General features: G+C 69.8%; 21 protein-coding genes. 4 read left to right on the top strand and 17 right to left on the bottom strand.

What is annotated here, in order from left to right; all coding sequences use genetic code 11:
• Positions 1-4 precede the first annotated feature (4 nt).
• The 4 genes from EXE47_RS03335 to EXE47_RS03350 form a co-directional block, all read right to left on the bottom strand.
• Entirely contained in the window at positions 5-574 is a 570-nt protein-coding gene (locus EXE47_RS03335) for a hypothetical protein (RefSeq protein ID WP_049930001.1), read from the bottom strand.
• Positions 575-739: 165 nt separating this feature from the next.
• The gene (locus EXE47_RS03340) at positions 740-1084 is read right to left on the bottom strand and encodes a glutaredoxin (protein ID WP_049930003.1); all 345 of its coding nucleotides are present in this window, start codon (positions 1082-1084) and stop codon (positions 740-742) included.
• Between the two features lie 82 nt (positions 1085-1166).
• Positions 1167-1802 (bottom strand): transcriptional regulator GfcR, encoded by a 636-nt coding sequence (gene gfcR / locus EXE47_RS03345; RefSeq protein WP_049930004.1) that lies wholly within the window; start codon positions 1800-1802, stop codon positions 1167-1169.
• Positions 1789-2859, bottom strand: coding sequence for a glucose 1-dehydrogenase (locus EXE47_RS03350; protein ID WP_086215345.1), 1071 nt, complete (start codon positions 2857-2859; stop codon positions 1789-1791). Before EXE47_RS03350 ends, gfcR begins: the two co-directional genes overlap by 14 nt.
• 105 nt (positions 2860-2964) lie before the next feature.
• On the opposite strand from EXE47_RS03350, the gene EXE47_RS03355 reads away from it, so the two are divergent.
• The 4 genes from EXE47_RS03355 to EXE47_RS03370 all read left to right on the top strand — a co-directional run bounded on the left by EXE47_RS03355 (position 2965) and on the right by EXE47_RS03370 (position 5671).
• Positions 2965-3789 (top strand): NRDE family protein, encoded by an 825-nt coding sequence (locus tag EXE47_RS03355; protein WP_049930007.1) that lies wholly within the window; start codon positions 2965-2967, stop codon positions 3787-3789.
• A gap of 89 nt (positions 3790-3878) precedes the next feature.
• On the top strand, positions 3879-4763 hold the full coding sequence (locus EXE47_RS03360) for a metallophosphoesterase (protein WP_137708013.1): 885 nt from the start codon (positions 3879-3881) through the stop codon (positions 4761-4763).
• Between the two features lie 74 nt (positions 4764-4837).
• Complete coding sequence (locus tag EXE47_RS03365) at positions 4838-5191, top strand: MarR family transcriptional regulator (RefSeq protein ID WP_049930010.1); 354 nt, start codon at positions 4838-4840, stop codon at positions 5189-5191.
• 120 nt (positions 5192-5311) lie between these two features.
• Positions 5312-5671, top strand: a complete 360-nt coding sequence (locus EXE47_RS03370; RefSeq protein WP_049930011.1) for a hypothetical protein — start codon at positions 5312-5314, stop codon at positions 5669-5671.
• A 24-nt stretch (positions 5672-5695) separates the two neighbouring features.
• Here the strand turns inward: EXE47_RS03370 and EXE47_RS03375 are convergent, their stop codons facing one another.
• The 13 genes from EXE47_RS03375 to EXE47_RS03440 form a co-directional block, all read right to left on the bottom strand.
• Positions 5696-7510 carry a Na(+)/H(+) antiporter subunit D gene (locus tag EXE47_RS03375; RefSeq protein ID WP_137708014.1) on the bottom strand — a complete coding sequence of 605 codons (1815 nt, stop codon included), beginning with the start codon at positions 7508-7510 and terminating at the stop codon, positions 5696-5698.
• A complete protein-coding gene (locus EXE47_RS03380; RefSeq protein WP_049930013.1) occupies positions 7510-9189 on the bottom strand; it encodes a cation:proton antiporter in 1680 nt (559 codons plus the stop codon). The genes EXE47_RS03375 and EXE47_RS03380 overlap by 1 nt, the downstream gene beginning before the upstream one ends.
• A complete protein-coding gene (locus tag EXE47_RS03385; protein ID WP_137691363.1) occupies positions 9186-10664 on the bottom strand; it encodes a monovalent cation/H+ antiporter subunit D family protein in 1479 nt (492 codons plus the stop codon). The genes EXE47_RS03380 and EXE47_RS03385 overlap by 4 nt, the downstream gene beginning before the upstream one ends.
• Complete coding sequence (locus EXE47_RS03390) at positions 10657-11016, bottom strand: cation:proton antiporter subunit C (protein ID WP_049930017.1); 360 nt, start codon at positions 11014-11016, stop codon at positions 10657-10659. Before EXE47_RS03390 ends, EXE47_RS03385 begins: the two co-directional genes overlap by 8 nt.
• A complete protein-coding gene (locus EXE47_RS03395; protein WP_049930018.1) occupies positions 11013-11507 on the bottom strand; it encodes an MnhB domain-containing protein in 495 nt (164 codons plus the stop codon). Before EXE47_RS03395 ends, EXE47_RS03390 begins: the two co-directional genes overlap by 4 nt.
• Positions 11504-12043, bottom strand: a complete 540-nt coding sequence (locus EXE47_RS03400; protein ID WP_086215351.1) for a DUF4040 domain-containing protein — start codon at positions 12041-12043, stop codon at positions 11504-11506. The genes EXE47_RS03395 and EXE47_RS03400 overlap by 4 nt, the downstream gene beginning before the upstream one ends.
• Entirely contained in the window at positions 12040-12357 is a 318-nt protein-coding gene (mnhG, locus tag EXE47_RS03405) for a monovalent cation/H(+) antiporter subunit G (protein ID WP_049930022.1), read from the bottom strand. Before mnhG ends, EXE47_RS03400 begins: the two co-directional genes overlap by 4 nt.
• Positions 12354-12629 (bottom strand): cation:proton antiporter, encoded by a 276-nt coding sequence (locus EXE47_RS03410; RefSeq protein ID WP_049930024.1) that lies wholly within the window; start codon positions 12627-12629, stop codon positions 12354-12356. Before EXE47_RS03410 ends, mnhG begins: the two co-directional genes overlap by 4 nt.
• Positions 12622-13755, bottom strand: coding sequence for a monovalent cation/H+ antiporter subunit E (locus tag EXE47_RS03415; RefSeq protein WP_137692664.1), 1134 nt, complete (start codon positions 13753-13755; stop codon positions 12622-12624). Before EXE47_RS03415 ends, EXE47_RS03410 begins: the two co-directional genes overlap by 8 nt.
• An 84-nt stretch (positions 13756-13839) precedes the next feature.
• Positions 13840-15018: a bifunctional phosphopantothenoylcysteine decarboxylase/phosphopantothenate--cysteine ligase CoaBC gene (gene coaBC / locus EXE47_RS03420; protein ID WP_049930028.1), complete on the bottom strand. Its 1179-nt coding sequence runs from the start codon at positions 15016-15018 to the stop codon at positions 13840-13842.
• A 667-nt stretch (positions 15019-15685) separates the two neighbouring features.
• Positions 15686-16843, bottom strand: coding sequence for a DUF63 family protein (locus tag EXE47_RS03430; RefSeq protein ID WP_137708015.1), 1158 nt, complete (start codon positions 16841-16843; stop codon positions 15686-15688).
• Positions 16844-16969: 126 nt separating this feature from the next.
• On the bottom strand, positions 16970-17419 hold the full coding sequence (locus EXE47_RS03435; protein ID WP_006113217.1) for an Lrp/AsnC family transcriptional regulator: 450 nt from the start codon (positions 17417-17419) through the stop codon (positions 16970-16972).
• 54 nt (positions 17420-17473) lie between these two features.
• Positions 17474-18238: a phosphopantothenate/pantothenate synthetase gene (locus EXE47_RS03440; RefSeq protein ID WP_086216481.1), complete on the bottom strand. Its 765-nt coding sequence runs from the start codon at positions 18236-18238 to the stop codon at positions 17474-17476.
• Positions 18239-18278: the final 40 nt, after the last annotated feature.

The raw sequence follows: 18278 nt of genomic DNA on the forward strand, positions 1-18278 counted from the left end.
CGCCTCAGTCGGAGATGAACTCGTTGTCGCGCCAGTTGACGCCGCCGTCGCCCTCGCCGGCGCCCTGCGGGCTCTCGACGACCTCGATGCTGGCGGGACGGGGTTCACCTTCGACGATCCGGGTCGCCTCCAGTTCGCCGTCCTCCTCCGTGATCGCGGTGAGCGTCCCCTTCTCGGAGAGCGTCGCGATCTTGCGGAGCACGCGGAACATCGGGTACTGGAGCGCGGAGTTCTGGAGGACGGTCTCGCGGTCGCCCTTGAAGCAGGCGAACTCGACGAGCTCGGAGGGGATCTCCTCCTCCTCGTCGTCCATCCACTGGGGGCCGCCGGCGCGGGGCGGCTCCTCCTCCCAGACGCGGGTCTCCGTGACCGACGCCTTCAGCTGCGCCGTGGGCGTGTACTTGCTGATCGACTCGTCGTCGGACAGGGCCTTGATGATGAGTGTGTTGTTTCGACGCGTGATGTCGATGTCGTCGATCTCCTCCGGCAGATCGGGGTCTTCGTCGAAGTACGTCTCTACGTCTTCGAGTGGCAGTTCGAGCGTCGAATGGAGTCGGAACACGCGGCCTGTCATTGTTTGTGGAATGCGGTGGGGTCGAACCGGTGGTCACGGCGGCGGCGGCAACGGCCGCACCTACCGTATCTACGCACCGTAGGTTTATATGGACTGCCCTTCGAGGTGTCAGGATCCGCGTGCACGTCGCGCCCGGACCGGAGGATCAACGGCGGGAGCGACGGCTCACTCGGCGCCCAGTTCCGCGGCGAGCTCGCCGCGCTCGTCGAGTTCGCCGAGCACGTCGCTGCCGCCGACGAACTCGCCGTCGACGAACGTCTGCGGAATCGTCTCCCAGCCGCTGTGCGACTCCAGCGCCTCGCGGTACTGCGGCAGCGCGGGCAGCACGTCGACCGTCTCGAACTCCTCGACGTGCTGGGAGATCAGCTCGACGGCGCGCTGGGAGTAGCCGCACTGGGGCATCAGGCGGTTCCCCTTCATGAAGAGTACCACGTCGTTGTCGGCGAGGACCGTCTCGACTCGCTGTTCGATCTCTTCGGCGTCGGCGTCGGCTTCGGGGCTGAACGTCATACGGCTCGATACGCGACGCCGAGGCAAATGGGTTCCGCACGGGCGGGCGACGTGACGGGCCGACCGCCGACCGGCTCGGCGCTTACTCCTCGCGGTCGACGCGCACCACGTCGACGAGCGAGTAGACCGGAACGCCGTCGATGTCGTCGTACCCCATCTTGTCGACGAGGACGACGCACGCGACCGGCTCGCCGCCCTGCTCGCGGATCGCGTCGATCGACTCCCGCATCGTCGTCCCGGAGGTGATGATGTCGTCGACGACGTAGCAGTCGCGGTTCCGGATCGCGGCGAAGTTCCGCGAGAAGCCGCCGCCGTGCTCGTCGATGTCGCCCTCATCCCACTGGTGTTTCGCGGGGGCGTACGTACCGAGGTCGGTGTCGAGCCGGTCGGCGACCGCGGTCGCGAGCGGCGCGCCCGCCTTCTCGATGCCGACGGTCAGGTCGACCGCCTCGCCCTGTTTGGCCAGCAGGTCCGCCATCGCGCTCGCCGCGAAGCCGAGGCGGGTCGAGTCGCGCCCGAGCGCCGACCAGTCGACGTGGATGTCGGCCGACGCCGCCGCGTCCGCGGCCGCCTCGTCCGTCTCGGCGCCGCCGCCGCGCTCGACCAGCCAGCTCGCCGTCTCGCGGGAGACGTTCAGTTCGTCCGCGATCTCTCCCTTCGAGAGCCCCCGCTCCGCGAGCTCGGCAGCGCTGTCGATGAGGTCGTCAACGTTCTTCATACGCGGCAAATTCGACCGCCGTTTTAATAGTCGTGTCGTCATCCGCGAACGCGGCCTCGAAGTCGTCGAGCCCGTGGACGCCGGTCACGAGATCATCGAGGAACCCGTCGGAGAGTCGCGAGAGCGACTCGACGGCCGACTCGAAGTGCCCGTACCCGGAGTTGACGCTGCCGACGAGCGCCTTGTTGTGGAGGACGAACTCCCGGTGGAGCCGGCCGCCGTCGATTTCGAACTCCCAGTCCCCCGGGACGCCGAGGAGCGCGCCGACGCCGTTGGGCGCGAGCGCCTCGATCGTCTCGAAGGCGTGGGGCGCGTAGCCGGTCGCCTCGAAGACGAGGTCCATCGGTTCGTACACCTCTGGCACCTCCGGGATCGCGGTGTCGTTGGAGTTCACGTACGTCGCTCCGAGCGACTCGATGATCTCGATCGTCGGGTCGGGGCGCTCGCGCCGTCCGAGACAGTAGATCCGGTCGAACGACTCGTCGAGGGTCGCCACGGTCAGCAGGCCGAGCGACCCGTTCCCCAGCACGAGCGCCGACTCGGGCTCCCAGTGGAACGCCGACCGGCTGGCGTACGCGTGCTCGATCGCCTTCTCCGCGATCGAGACCGGTTCGACGAGGAAGCCCCACTCGGCGAGCGCCGGTGGGATCTCGACGAGAAACTCGGCCGGGCTGGTGAAGTACTCCGCCATGAACCCGTGCGCCCCGACGATGCCCCGCTCGTGGTACTCGCCGTCCGGCGCCATGTCGGGCTCGCCGCGCGCGAAGTACTCGTTGGCGCCGTTCGGCGGGCGGCGGACCGTCGGGACGACGACATCGCCGACCTCGAACGGCGTGTCGTTCGGCTCCTCGATCACGCCGACGGCCTCGTGACCCAACACGAGGTGGTCCTCGCCCGCGGGCGCCCCGCCGTGTCCGCCGGCGATGACCTCGTGGTCGGTCCCGTCAACGCCGACCCGGAGCGTCCGAACCAGCGCCTCGCCGGGCGCGGGCTCCGGTCGCGGTCTCTCTGTCACGACCGGTTCGTCGGCTCCCTCGTAGACGGCAATCGCGTCCATACCACGACCCAAGCGGTCGGCCCTCAAAAGATTTCTTTTATTTCGAGTAAACACGTGTGGGGACTCCACCGTGGAGTTTTCACCCGGTCGGCCGTACTCGCTGGCGTGTGTACACTGACTCTGGCGTGGCGGACGTTCGGCGACGCCCCCGTCGCGCTCGCCGCCACCCGCGACGAGGCGCACGACCGCCCGAGCGAACCGCCGGCACTCCGAGAGGGCGACGGCGATAGCGGGCAGGGTGACGGCGGAGACGACGGCGAGGGGTTCGACGGCGGCGGCCGGTACGTGGCCCCGCGCGACGCCGAGGCCGGCGGTACGTGGATCGGCCTCTCCGAGGACGGTCTCGTCGTCGCCGTCACGAACCGCTGGCTCGACGCCGACCGCGAGGGCGACCGCTCCCGCGGGCTGCTCGTGCGCGACTGCCTGACGGCCGCCTCCGCGGAGGACGCGGTGCGGACCGTCGAGCGCGAACTCGACGAGCGCGCGTACGACGGCTTCAACCTCGTCCTCGCCGACGACCGCGCGGCGTTCCTCTTGGCGTACGACGGCGGCCTCGCCGTGACCCGGCTCGACCCGGGCGTCCACGTGATCGGCAACGTCGGCGGCGTGGTCAACGGGACGGAGCGGTTCGCGGTCCCCGAGCGACGCCGGGCGTTCGGCGAGGAGCGGGCCGACAGCACGAGGCGGATCGCGGCCGCGCTCGCCCCGGAGCCGGGGGAGTCGGGAGCGTCGTGGCTCGACTGCGCGAGCGCCGTCCTCGCGGACCACGAGTACGGCGCCTGCCTCCACGGCGACGGGTTCGGAACGCGCTCGTTCACCCGGATCCGGACCGGCGGCGACCCCGCCGTCGCGTACGCCGACGGACCGCCCTGCGAGACGCCGGCCGAGGCGGTGCCGCTCCCGGCCGACTTCGCGACGGGCCGGGCGTAGCGGGGCGGAGCGGAGCGTACCCCGGCCGCCGTGCGACTCGGTACCGAGACGGGCGGGACGTTTTTACCTCGGAGACGGACGTAGCGGTCATGCGGCTCCTCGTCTTCGGCGACCTCCACCTGAAGCCCGCGGCCGACGACTACGACCTCGCCGCGGTGTCGCCGCCGGCGGACGTCGACACCGCGCTCGTCCTCGGCGACCTCACGCACCGCGCGGGCGACGACGATGCCGAGCTGGCCCGCCGGTTCATCGGGCGACTCGCGCCGGACGTGCCGGTCGTCTACGTCCCGGGGAACCACGACCCAGCGCCGATGCCGAGAGAAGTGGTCGACACCGCTCTCAGGGCCACCGCGGAGCACCTAAGCGCGCGGACGCTCGGGAACCTCACCGTGGTCGGGTGGGGCTGCGAGCGCCGGTCGCTCGCCCCGTCGCTCCCGCAGACCGACTTCGACGCGCTCGACCCGCGGACGGCCCCTCGCGAGGACCGGAGACACGCCGCCGACCGTCTCGCGGACGACCTGCTCGACGCGTGTCACCGCGTCGTCAGCGGAGCGGCGTCGACCGAGGAGGTCGCCGCGTCGCTGGGCATCGCGGACGAGGAGGCGGTCGCGTTCCACCGCGGAATGGCCGAAATCGAGACGACGTACGAGCGGCTTTCGGACCGCCTGCGGCGCCGTTCCGACGTGCTGCTCGCGACGCACGTGCCGCCGTTCGGTACGTCCTTCGATCGCCACCACGCGGTCGGTACGCGCGAGACGGACCGCGAGCACCTCCACACCGGGTCGATTGCGCTCGCCCTCGCGGTCCGAGACCACGACGTGTTCGCCGCGTTCAGCGGTCACTCGCACGCGTTCGGGTACGACCCCGGTGACGGCGACGGCGGTCGACCGCACCTGCTCAACCTCGGCTTCCGCGGCGTCGGCGTCGTGACTGTCGGCCCGGCGCGGGGAGAGTTCGCGTTCACGCGCTGGTGAGGCGGCGCTCGCGCGGGCTCGGGGCGGGCCGAGCGGAAGGCCAGTTTTAACCGATTCGGGAGGCGTGAGAGAGTATGAGCGCGTCTGAAATCGAGTCCGACCTGTCGGCGGACGAGCGCGCCGGTCTCGAACTCATCCGCGAGACCGGCGGCATCCACCAGAGCGACTTCTGGAAGGAACTCGATGTCTCGTCGCGGAAGGGGAGCCGCATCGCCGATGCGTTAGAGGAGTCGGGCCTGATCCAGCGGGAGGACACCGTCTACAACGGCCACAACACCTACTACCTGGAGCCCGCCCCGCGCGACCTCGACTTCTCGCTGCTTATGGCCGACGACATGCTCTCGCCGTTCATCGGCGAGGAGGAGGTCGACGCGCAGGCGGACGCCTTCTCGCAGTGGATGATGAACCTCGCGTACGAGGAGTACTGAGGCCGGCGGCGGGCGACTCTGCGCCGCCCCGCTTCGAATACGGTCCTGCCAGTTTCATCGACGTTCGCAGCCCACCGCTGCCCCGAGGGTTTTACTCGATCGGATCCGGATCGATCCCGTATGAACAGGGCCCTCCCGCTCGCACTCGGCGTCGGCGTCGTCCCCGCGCTCGGCGTGTACGCGCTGGTCTCATCGGTCCCGACCGCGCTCGGAACCGCCGCCGTCTACGTCGGCGCGGCGTACTTCTACTTCGCGTTCGACATCTCGCTGCTCGCCGCCGCACCGCGGTTCGACGACCGCAGCGACAGGCTCGGGTACGGCGTCGGCCTCTTCGGACTGAGCGTCACCCCGATCCTGTTCGCGCAGTCCGCCGGCGGCGGCGACGCGACGGTGTTCGGCTTCGTGATCGCGTTCTTCGGCGCGGTCGCCTTCCTCACCCTCAGCGAACAGGCGCGCCGCCGTCGGGGCGGCGGAGAATGAGACCGCGGCGGCGCTCGACCGCGGTCAGAGGAACAGGACTCCGAACAGTGCGATCCCGACCGCCAGCGTCAGGATCAGCACGCTGCGGCCGATCCCGGACTTGATCTCGACGTCGCTGCCGACACGTCGGACGGCCGCCTGCGGGTCGGTGACCGTCCGGACGGTCGCCGTCGTGAGCCCGACGACGGCGCGGTCGACGGCGGCGTAAAGCTCCGTGACGCCGACCACGAGCCCGCGGGTGCCGTAGAACACGGCGGGGTTGTACAGCGAGTCGATGTCCGGGACCCGCCCCAGCTTCGAGAGCGGCTTCTTGGTGAGCGCGAAGCCGATCAGGCCGAGGACGGCGAGGGCGACGCCTTCGATCAGGTGGTCGACGGTGTACGTCTTGTACACCTTCTCGACGACGGCCTCGCTCGTCACGTCGAACGGGAGGATCCCGAACAGTCCCACGTCGGCCGGGACGACCGCCGCGAGCGGCGAGGTGGGAACGAGGACGCCGTAAGCGACGCAGAGCACCGCCACCGCGCCCATCGCGACGCTCTGCCCCCGGTTGGCGTCCCGCACGTCGCCGTCGTAGCTCCCGTGGAAGAACGCGTAGTAGCCGAACTTGATGAACGACATGAACGTCCCGATCCCGCCGAGCAGGAGCAGCCATTCGAGCGTATGGAAGTCGCCGATCGGGAGCGGGCCCTTCGGGAAGGTGTAGTGGCTCCCGGAGATGATGATCCCCTTGCTGACGAAGCCGTTGAACCCGGGGAACCCCGCGATCGACAGCGCGGCGATCGTGAACGCGCCGGCGGTGACCGGCATGTCGCGGGCCAGCCCGCCCAGCTTCTTCAGGCTCTCCTCGCCGGTCCGGTAGACGACGACGCCGGCCGTCATGAAGAGCAGCCCCTTGTAGAGGATGTGGTTGAACACGTGGGCGAACGCGCCGGCCTGCGACAGGGCCGACCCGATGCCGACGCCGGCGATCATGTAGCCGACCTGCGACTGGATGTGGTACGAGAGCAGCCGCCGCATGTCGTTCTGGAACAGCGCGAACGTCGCCCCGAACACGGCCATCCCGCCGCCCATGTAGGCGATCGCGACGTGCCCGTCGGGGAACGCCCGGTACATCCCGTAGACGCCCGTCTTGGTCGTGAACACGCAGAGGAAGACGCTGGCGGCGATGTGCGGGCGCGGATACGTGTCGGGGAGCCACGCGTGGAGGCCGATGAACCCGACGTTGACGCCGATGCCGACGGCGGCGAGCGCGGCCGGGAGCCCTGCCACGATCCCCGCCGTCTCGGGGCCGCCCGGCACCGTGGCGAACAGGAAGGTCCCCTTCGCGACGTAGTTACCGAGTATCGCCGCCATCAGCAGCGTCCCGCCGAGGCCGTGGAGCAGCGCGTACCGGAAGCCGGCCCGGACCGCCTCGCCGCGGTAGTGCCAGACGAGCAGCGTGCTGGTGACGGCCATCAGCTCCCAAAAGAACAGCAGCGTGAGCCAGTCGCCGGCGAACACCGCGCCGAAGCTCGTCGCGACGTAGGAGAACGCGAACGCGGTCTGAATGCTCTCGGCCTCGCTCGCGTACGAGTAGAGGACGGCGACGACGCCGATGATCCCGAATATCAGCCCCATGAGCCGCGAGAACTCGTCGACGTTGAGCAGGACGGCGTCGAAGCCGAGGAACGTGGCCTGGAGGTGCGCGCCCGCCGGGACGGTCCACGCCCAAGCCACCGCGACCCCGGACGCGGCGACGCCCAGCGCGTGCCCGACGCGGCGGGGCGTGAGGGCGATCAGCGCGGCGATGACGAGGAGGACCGGACCGGGCGGGAGGGCGGTGAGCGCGGCGGTCATCAGCCCATCACCCCCGGGAGCGAACCGACGACGGTCTCGATTATCCGGAGGAACACCGCCGTCCGCGGGACGACGCCGAGCAGGACCGAGAGGCTCGCGGCCGTCAGGATCGGCCCGAGCATGAACCACGTGCTCTCGGCGCCGCGCCAGCCACGAACGTCCCACCCGCCCGCCGGCGGGCCGCCGTGGTGGTCGTCGTGACCCTCGTGCGTCGCCGCCTCGTGGTCATCGCCGTGCGCTGCGGTCTCGTCAGCGCTCGCGTGCGTCGCCGCCTCGTGGCCGCCGTCGGCGCGGGGGCTCCCGCGGCCGCCGAGCGCCGCGGTCACGAGCGGCTTCTTGTCGTGCCCGTCCGGTGACTCGAAGTACGCCTGGTACACGATCGGCCAGAAGTACGCGATGTTGAGGACGCCGGACACCAGCAGCGCGCCGGCAAACACGAGGCCGCCGCCCTCCAGGGCGCCGATGACGATGTACCACTTGCTGACGAACCCGGCTATCAGCGGGATGCCGGCCATCCCCGCGGCTGCGACGGCGAACGCCGCCATCGTCAGCGGCATCCGGTCGCCGATGCCGGCCATGTCGCTGATGTCGTCCGTGTGGGTCTCGACGTGGATTGCGCCCGCACAGAAGAAGAGGGTGAGCTTCATGAACGCGTGCGCCGGGATGTGGAGCAGCCCGCCGACGAGCGCCTCGCCCTCCAGCAGCGCGAGCCCGAGGACGATGTACGACAGCTGGCTGATCGTCGAGTACGCCAGCCGCCGCTTGAGGTTGTCCTGCCGCAGTGCGATGACGCTCGCGGTCAGGAGCGTGATCGCGGCGACGACCGCGAGCGGCGCCGCCACGCCCAGCTCCGCCATCGTCTCCGTGCCGAACACGTCGAGCACGACGCGGGCGATGCCGAAGATGCCGCTCTTGACGACCGCGACCGCGTGGAGCAGCCCCGAGACCGGCGTCGGCGCGACCATCGCGTCGGGGAGCCACGAGTGGACCGGCATCAGCGCCGCCTTGACGCCGAACCCGCCGGCGAGGAGGCCGAACGCCACGCGCGCCAGCGTCGGGTCCGCGCCGGCGAGCGCCTCGATCCCGCCCGGCGTGAACGCCGTGGTGCCCGTCAGCACGTAGACGAGCGCGGTCCCGCCGAGCACGGCCACGCCGCCGCCGAAGGTGTACGTGAGGTACTTCCGGCCGGCCGCGCGGGCCTCGTCGGTCTCGTCGTGCGTGACCAGTGGGTACGTCGACACCGTCAGCAGCTCGTAGAAGACGAACAGCGTGACGAGGTTCGCCCCGAACGCGACCCCGACGGCCGAGGCGAGGCTCGCGGCGAACGAGGCGAAGTAGCGGGTCTGCGCGTGTTCGCTCAGTCCGCGCATGTACCCGATGGAGTAGAAGCTCGTGACGATCCACAGGAGGCTCGCGAGCAGCGCGAACAGGATCCCGAGGGGGTCCGCGCGGAGCACGAGCGAGATACCGTCGCCCAGCTCGCCGATCCGCGTGACGTAGGTGGTCCCCGAGAGGACGCCGGGGACCATGCTGGCGACGAGGGCGAACTTCGTCGCGGCGACGGTGAGGGTGACGCCCTCACGGACGTTCGGCCGCGATCGGAGCGAGAGGATGACGGGGATGGCCACGGCCGACACGAGCACGGCGAACAACGGTCGAAGGGAGGTGACGTCGGTCATTGGAGCATCAGCTCAAACACGGTCATGTCGATCAACTGGTCTATCACCGGGACGGCGGCCGCGAGTCCCACGGCGAGGACGGCGGCGACGACGACGGTCACGATCATGGCCGTCGAGACGCGCTCACCCCCGTCGGCGGCGACCGCCTCCGGCGCGATGGTCGCCTCGGCGAAGTAGAGTCGCTCGGCGAGCCGCGCGAAGTACGCCAGCGTCAGCAGCGTGCTCGCCAAGAGGACGGCGACCACCGGCCAGGACCCGGCGTTCACCGCGCCGAGGACGATGTACCACTTCCCCATGAACCCGACGGCCGGCGGAACGCCGACCATCGCGAGCGCCAGCAGCGTGAAGGCGCCGGTGGCGGCCGGCGCGCGACCGGCGATCCCGGCGTACCCGCCGACCGTCGTCGCGCCGGTCTTCCGCTCGATGATCCCGGTCGCGGCGAAGAGGCCGCCCTTCATCACCGCGTGTCCGACGAGGTGGACGGTCGCGCCGACGACCGCCAGCGGCGTCGCGATCGCGAATCCGGCGATCACGAGGCCGAACTGCGACACCGACGAGTACGCCAGCATGCGCTGAACGTCGGACTGCGCGACGGCGAGGGCGCTCCCGGCGACGATGCTGACGCAGGCGACGGCGACCAGCGCCTGGCGCGCGATCGGAACCGCCTCGAGGAAGTCGACCGTGAACACGGAGAACAACACGCGCGCCAGGGCGTACGCGGAGACCGTGGAGACGAGCGCCGAGATGAACGCGCTCACGCTGTCCGGCGAGTCCGCGTACGCGTCGGGTTGCCAGGTGTGGATCGGGAACAGCGCGACCTTCACTAAGAGTCCGGCGACGATCAGGCCGAACGCGGTTAAGACGAGCGTCGAGTCGTATCCCGCGGCGGCGAGTTTGTCGCTGAGGTCCGCCATGTTCAGCGTGCCAGTGGCGGCGAGCGCGTAGCCGACGCCGAGCAGGTACAGCGACGCGCCGATGGTTCCGATGATGAGGTATTTCAGGGCCGCGACGGCGGACCGGGCTCCGGGGCCGCTCGCGACCAGCCCGTACGCCGCGAGCCCGGTGATCTCGAGGAAGACGTACAGGTTGAACACGTCGCCGGTCACGGTCATCCCGGACAGGCCGGCGACGAGGAGCAGGAACTGCGAGTAGAACGAGTTCTCGTGGGGGCCCGCGTGACGTGCGTACGCGAGTACGCCGAGCGAGACCGCGCTGATGAGGGCGACGAGCAGGATCGTCAGTCCGTCGGCGACGAGTTCGATCCCGTAGGGGGCGACGAACCCGCCGACCGCGTACCGAACGACCCCGTCGGTCCAGACGGTCCACGCGAGCGCGCCGGCGAGCGCGGCGTGCCCGAGGGCCGTCGCCGTCGCGACCGCCCAGCCGACGCGGTCGTAGCGGAGACTGGCCAGCGGCGGGACCGCGGCGCCGAGGATCGGCAGGACGACCAACAGGACGATCAGGTGGTCAATCATGGTAGAGTTCCTCCAGGGTGTGCTCGTCGAGCGTGCCGTACTCGGAGTAGACGCGCACGACCAGTGCGAGCGCCACCGCGGTCAGGCTCACGCCGACGACGATGGCGGTCAGGATGAGCACGTGCGGCAGCGGGCTCACGTACGGGCCGGCGCCCTCGGTGACGACCGGGGGATTGCCGCCTGCGCGGTACGCGAGCGTGATGAAGAACAGGAAGATCCCGGTCTGGAACACGTTCATCCCGATCACCTTCTTCACGAGGTTCCTGGATTCGATCACGGTGTACAGCCCGATCCCGAGCAGCAGGACGACCGCGTAGTAGTTGTAGTGCGTCGTGAGTAAGTCGAGTGTCATGAGGAGTCCCCCTCGGCGACGCCGTCGAAGCCGGCCGCGAGCAGGAAGAATAGCCCGATCGCGACAGCGGCGACGATGGCGCCGATGCCGAGTTCGACGAGTTCGATTGCGTACTTGATCGCGTGGCCGAACAGCGCCTCGAACTCCGCGTACTGGAGGAACTGTCCGCCGAGCGCCATCGCGCCGAGACCGATCCCGACGAACGCGAACACGCCCCCGGAGGCCAGCGCGGAGACGACGCGGACGTCGAGCCACTGACGGGTCGAGTCGATGCCGTACGCGAAGGCGAGCATCATCACCACGGACCCGGCGATGACGCCGCCCTGGAACCCGCCGCCGGGCGAGTCGGCCCCGTGGAACATGATGAACAGCGCGAACGTGAGGATGAACGGGGCGACCAACCGGACGGTGGTCATGATGATCGTCGACTCGACGTACAGCCCGGGCCCCTCGTCGTCGCCCGCCGCCGGGTCCGCGTCGCCGGTGCTCATGCCACCACCTCGCGGCGCAGTACTGACAGCGTGACGACGACGGCGCTGAAGACGACCACGCCCTCGCCGAGCGTGTCGAAGCCGCGGTACGCGGCGAGGACGGCCGTCACGGCGTTTTTGACCTCGGTCTGGGCGTACGCGTTCTCGAGGTAGTACTGGGTCACCTCGCCGCCGACGACCGCCGAGTTCGGGTCGCCGATGGCCGGGAGCGCGGGGACCGTCGCGCCGACGAGCAGGACGAACCCGGCGACGAGCGCCGCCGTCTGCCACCCGATCGACTCGAACAGGCGGTCGACATCCGGCGAGGCGGTGTTCGACAGCGCCAGCAGGAACAGCACGGTCATGATGCCGGCGCCGACGGCCGCCTCCGTGAGCCCGACGTCGGGCGCCTGAAGCACGAGCCAGAGCACCGAGACGCCGAGGCTGTACGCCGCGAACGCCATCACCGCCGCCAGCGTGTCCTTCAGCAGGGCCGCGCCGACTGCGCAGCCGAGGACGAACACCAGCAGCACGGCTTCGATCAGCGAGAGCGTCATGGCTCGTCACCCTCGTCGGCGGTCCACGGTTCGATTCCCTGGTCCTGCGCCGCGCGGGCGACGGCGTGTGCTGCCGTCGGGTTCGTGATGAACATGAACAACAGGAGGAAGACGGACTTCGCCGTCGAGAGCCCCGACTGGAGCGCGAGCGCGGCGGCGGCGATCGCGAGGATCGCCCCCAGCGTGTCGCTCTTCGAGGCGGCATGCGAACGGGTGTAGACGTCCGGCAGTCGGACGAGGCCGACCGCGGCGACGCCGCCGAAGAAGGCCCCGGCGAGCGCGAGGGCGACGATGCCCCACTCGGTCGGCGTCACAGCACACCCCCGCGCTCGACGTTGAACTTCGAGAACGCTATCGACAGCAGGAAGTTCAGCAGGGCGTACACGAGCGCCACGTCGAGGAACGTCGACTGCTGGAACGCCGCGGCCACGAGCGTGATGGCGATGACGGTGTTCGTCCCGGCGACGTTCACCGCGATGACGCGGTCGTGGGTCGTCGGCCCGTCGTACACCCGGTACAGCGCGACGACGGCGAAGAGGACGAAGGCCGCCGCGATGGCCAGCAGCGCGGTCTCGAACTCAACCATCTCGTCCCTCCCCGGCGTCGCCGCGTTCGCGCGGCGTCGGGATCCGGGCCGCCGCGCGGCCGTAGAAGACGAACCGAACCGCGCGCTCTAACCCGCCGTCGAAGAGGTCCGCGCGCGAGTCGGCGGTCAGCGAGTGGATGTCGAACGAGCGCTCGGAGACGTTGACGGTCAAGGTTCCGGGCGTGAGGGTGATGCTGTTCGCGAGCGTCGTCACCGCGCCGTCGCCCCAGACCGCGGCGCGGAGCTGAACGACCTCCGGGTCGATCGGCATGTCGGGGTGGAGGACGACGTACGCGACCTGAAGGTTCGCGACCGCGATCTCCTTGACCAGGTACGGAGCGTACACCAGCAGTCGGGCCAGCCGGCGGAGCGTCACCCCGAGCGGCGCGGAGCGGTTCGCCACGACCGGCGCGAGGACGAGGGAGACGATCGACGCCGTCACGAAGCCGGTGAAGAAGTCGAGCGGCTTCCAGGCGCTCAGCGACATGTAAAACAGGTACGAGACGACGAAGACGGAGAGGTACTTCGACAGCGACGCCGCGCGGGCGAGCACCGCCCCCTCGGTCGGTCGGTCGACCGGCGCCGTCTCGACCGGCACGTCGCCGCGGGCCAGCTCCACCGACATCGGCTGGAGCATCGACGCGGTGCCGCCGGGCTTGTACTCCGGGTCGACGACGATCCGGTCGATACCCGCCGCGGCCGCGTACTCGAGGAGCGCGTCGGCGTAGTCGCCCGGGCTGAACAGGTACCGGTCGGTTCCGACGGTGTCGGTGACGACGGTGAGCCACCCGGGGGCATCGGCCGCATCGGCGGGCGCTTCGCCGTCGGCGTCCGCCTCGGACTCGCCCGCCGCGTCCGCCTCTCGGTCCTCCCGAGCGACGACCGTCCTCTCGGCCGTCTCCTCCTCGACCCAGAGGGCGACGCGTTCCAACTGTTCGCGGGCTGTGCCGAGCTCCGTCGGGGCGTCGGGGCTGACAGCCTGCGTCCGAGCCGCGAGGACCAAGTGAATCTCGACCGGCGCCGGGGCCGTCTCGGTCGCCAAGTCGACGACGTACGAGACAGTGTCTCGGAGGCTGTCCGAGTCGCCGACGGGAACGAGTATTCGGCGGGCGTCTGTGTCTGACATGTGTGAACTGTCTCTCACGTCTTCGTGCGAAAAACGCGAGACTATCCAGTGTGGCAAAACAATGGCAAAGTCAAAACTATTTCGTTATCCCACGGTTTCGCTCTCGGATCGCCCGAGGACGCCGGCGAGTTCGTCGGCGACACGGGCGCCGAGCCCGTCCTTATCACCGACGAACTCGCGGGTGTCCCCTCGGCCGACGAGCAGCGCCCGCGTCGCCTCCTCGCCCATCACGCTCGCGTCGTTGGCGACCACGAACGAGAGCCCCACGCGGTCGCGGATGCGCTCCGCTTCCGCCACCATCGCCGCGTCGTCGCCCGACGTCTCGGCCTTGAAGCCGACGATCGGGAGGTCGGGATACGCCTCGCGCACCGAGTCGATGAGCTTCGGCGTCGGCCTGAGATCGACCGACAGCGGCGATCCGGACCGGATCTTCTCGTCGACGGCGTCGGCGGTGAAATCCGAGATGGCGGCCGCGGACACCAACGCGTCCGCGGTCGCGGCGGTCCGCCGACAGGCGTCCATCATCTCGTCGGCGGTCTCGACGGCGACCACGTCGGCGTAGGGGACCTCGGGGCCGTCCTGAACGAGCGTCACGCGCGCACCGCGGACGTAGCACGCCCGCGCCAGGGCGCGGCCCGTCTTCCCCGACGCGCGGTTCGTCAGGATGCGGATCGGGTCGATCCGCTCCTTCGTCGCGCCCGCGGTGACGACGATATGCGCGTCCGAGAGGGTCTGGGGCGTCGTCGCGCGGGCGACCTCCGTGACGATGTCTTCCTCGGCGGCGATCTTCGCTTTCCCCTCCTCGATACGCGGGTCCGCGAAGCGGATCCCCCACGACTCCAAGCGGTCGAGGGCGTCGAGGACGCCCGGGTGGTCGTACATCGGCTCGTGCATCGCCGGGGCCATCACGACCGGTACGTCCGCGCCGAGCGCGGTCGTCGCACAGGTCGTCACGGGCGTGTCGTCGACGGCCGCGGCGATCTTCCCCGCGGTGTTGGCGGTCGCGGGCGCGAGCAGGAGCACGTCGGCCCACCCCTCCCGGCCGCATAACTCGACGTGTTCGACGCTGCCGGTGATCTCCGTGACGACCGGCTCGTCGGTCGCGAAGTCGACCGCCCACGGGTGGACGATGTTCGTCGCCGCCGGGGACATGACGGCGCGGACGCTCGCGCCGTGGCGGCGCAGTTCGTGCGCGAGTTCGACGACCTTCACCGCCGCGATGCTCCCCGAGACGCCGAGCGCGACGTTGACCCCGTCCAGCATTACCGAGACCGTTCCCCCCGCGACGGCTTATAAGATGCCGTTGCGGAGCGACCCGAGTGACCGATCGCGACGTGGTGTCCCGAGATTCATTCATAAACATGCGGTGCGGTGGCGCGTGCCTGCGAGCGGCCGCCCCCGGCGGCCGCGAGACAGGACGCGCGAGGGAGTCCGTGGTCCGGAGCGAAGCGGAGGACCACCGACAGGGCGAGAGCCCCGCTCTCGCTTACAACCGGACGTCGTCCGGTGACGAGGCTGGGGAGGCGTGAGGCGCGGTTGCTGTGCGGGCGGGGCGTTGGAGGAGTCCGCCACTGATCCGCGGTTAGCCATCTATAAATGAGCGAGTGAGCCTTCGGGAACGATCGCCTCGTGAGTGGACCCGAATTACTCTACATCGGTGTTGTAATACCCGAACAGGAAAACGACAAACCCGAATATCAGCCAGAATAGCAGGCTCGGATTCAAGAAAACGTCCGGTGAAAATTCCTCGGAGGATATAATCGTATACCAAATGGGGACGCTAATAATCAGACCGAGACTTCCGAGAAGCATAATTCTGACGTGCCCGTTCATTGTGTCAAATTCGGTTTCCGACTGCCAGTAATCCGATCTCGGGATAAACGAGCGGATCTGCGAGCGTCCTGAACTACGGGGATTAACCGCCCGCCATTTAAACCCCGAACGTCGCGCGCAGCATGTCCCGCGTCCCGGGGCCCAGTCCGACGGCCAGCACGGTAATCAACAACAGCAGCGTGTAGCGCGGCGACTCCGCCTTCATCTCGCCGTTGAACACCCAGACGACGAACGTCGCGGCCGCCAGCTTCACGAGGAGGAACGGCCACGCGTCGCCGGTGACGGCGAGGATCGAATCGGGGAGCAGCCGCCCGGTCCAATCGACGATGAGCGCGTTGACGACGTGTTTCGGGACGAGGTTCGCGGTGCCGGTCAGTGCGGGCATCCAGTTGAGCCCGATTACGTTCGCGACGCCGTCGACCGCGTGTCCCCAGATGATCACGACCCCCGCCGCGCCGGTCCCCTGTCGAATCGTCGGAATCTGGCGCGTCGCGAGCGCCCACGTGCCCGCGGTCGCGGCGGTCGCAACGGCGAGCGTCGGGACGAGCACCTGCGGGTAGAACGTGACGTAGCCGGTCGTGGCCGCGAGGTACGCGAGGTAGCCGACCGCGAGCGCGAGCCCCGCGGCGCCCGACCCGAACAGCGGGCGCGCGTAGTCGTCGACGGCGCCGCGCCGTTCGAGCCCGTACGCCGCGAGGACGCACGCCAGCGTGAACAGGAACACGGTGAAGTAGATGAACGGGCTGATCAACACCGCGCTCGCCGGGAACGGGATCAGCGGCTCGGCGCCGGCAGCGGTCGCCGCGACCCCCGCGTCCTCGACCGTCCGCATCGCCCCGCCGAACAGCATGAACGGGAACAGCGCGTAGAAGAACCGGAGCTCCGTCGCGATGTCGAGCCGGCGGAGGAGGAAGACGACGCCGACCAGCATCGCCAACAGGATCACGACGTAGCTCACCGTCGAGAGGGTGGTGTACCCCGGAGCGGCGACGACCTCGCCGGCGCTCCGCGCCGCCTGACACGCCCCGGTGCTGCCGAGCAGCTCCGTGGTGCCGCCCGCCTCGCGGACGGCGCACTGCGCGCCCTCGCCGTCCGCGACCACCGGTCCCCAGAAGTAGCGCCAGAGGAACCGGTCGTAGACGACGCGCGGGAAGACGACCGACCCGATCGTCAAAAGCGCCGTGACCCCCCCGACGACTGCCGCCCACGCGCGCTCCGGGGACAGGTCGAGCCCGTCCGCGACAGCTGTGCTCATGGTCACCGTTCGGAGAGGTCCCGAGTTGAGCGTTCCGGTCCCGGACGGCCGGAGGCCGGCGCGAACGAGCGACCGGAGGCCGACACGACCGAGCGGTCCCGATGACTGTCCCCGCCCCGGGTCGAGTTATAACGGCGGTCCGGGCTGCTCGTAGTCGGTGCCGAGGATCACCATCGTCTGCGAGCGCGAGAATCCCTCGGTCTCCGCGATCCGTTCGAACATCAGCTCCCGGAGCCGGTCGGTGTCGGCCGCGACGACGCGGAGGATGACGTCCCACTCGCCGGTGGTGAGGTGTATCTCGCGCACGCCGTCGATTCCCCGGAGCCGTTCGAGCGCGTCCTCCTCGCGGCCCTGTTCGACTCGCAGGCCGACGAAGGCGCCGACGCCGTGACCGACCGCCTTCGGGTCGATGTCGGCGTGATACCCGCGGATGACGCCCGCCTCTTCGAGGCGGCTGACCCGGTCGTGGACGGTGGCGCTAGACATGTCGATCCGGCGTGCGACCTCCGAGAACGGGGTCCGCGCGTCCTCTTGGAGGATCCGCAGGATCGCCCGGTCCGTCTCGTCAAGTTCCATACTCCCGCTAGGAGCGGCGGAGGCTTTTGCCTTCCGGCGAGGGTTGTGCCCGGACTACGCCCCGTCCCCGTCGGCGAACGACCCCTCGCGGATCGCCGCCTCGGCGGCGTCGAGGGCCGCATCCGCGTCGAACTCGTCGGCGATCCGCTCCAGTTCGGCTGGCGTCGCGTCCGCGAGGTCGCGCGCGTGAGCGGCGACGTTCGGCACCGCGCGCAGCAGGTTGTCGATTATCGGCACGTCGGCGGTCTGCGGCGAGCGGCTTCCCGGATTGAGATCGATCACGATCTCCGTCTTTCCCATCGCGTCGAGCGCGGCGGCGCGGTCGCCGTCCTCCAGCGGGACCACGACGGCGTCGGCCGCCTCGATCCCGTCGGCGTCGACGACGCCGCGGGCGTGGTCGAGCCCGGGGATCTCGCCGTCGCCGGCGAGCCCCTTCACCTCGTCGGCGCCGTGCTCCCGGAGGTGGTCAGCGATCCGCCGGACGCGCTCGTCGGTGTGGTTGAACAGGTTCACCTCCAAGTCCGCGTCGACCGCCTCCGCGAGGTCGACCGTCTCCGCCGGCGCGAGCGCCGCGACGTTCCCGTTCACCGAGATCACGGGCCGCTCCGCGAGCAGGAGCGTCGCGGCAGCGGCGCGCGCGGCCGCGTCGGCGCTCGGGAGCGTGCGCTCGCCGAGGAGGTAGTCGAACGCCTCGCCGCGCCCCTGTGCGATCAGCCCCTGCTTCGAGGTGATCCCTTGCTCGACGCCCGCCTCGATCCGGTGGCGCGTCACGAGCGACGCGTACCGCGGGTGGTCCTCGGGGATCTCCGTCTCCGTCATACGCGAGCGAGGCGACGCGCCGATTAAAGTGGACCGTTCG

It is taken from the genome of Halorubrum sp. GN12_10-3_MGM (assembly GCF_005435235.1).
Taxonomy (GTDB): domain Archaea; phylum Halobacteriota; class Halobacteria; order Halobacteriales; family Haloferacaceae; genus Halorubrum; species Halorubrum ezzemoulense.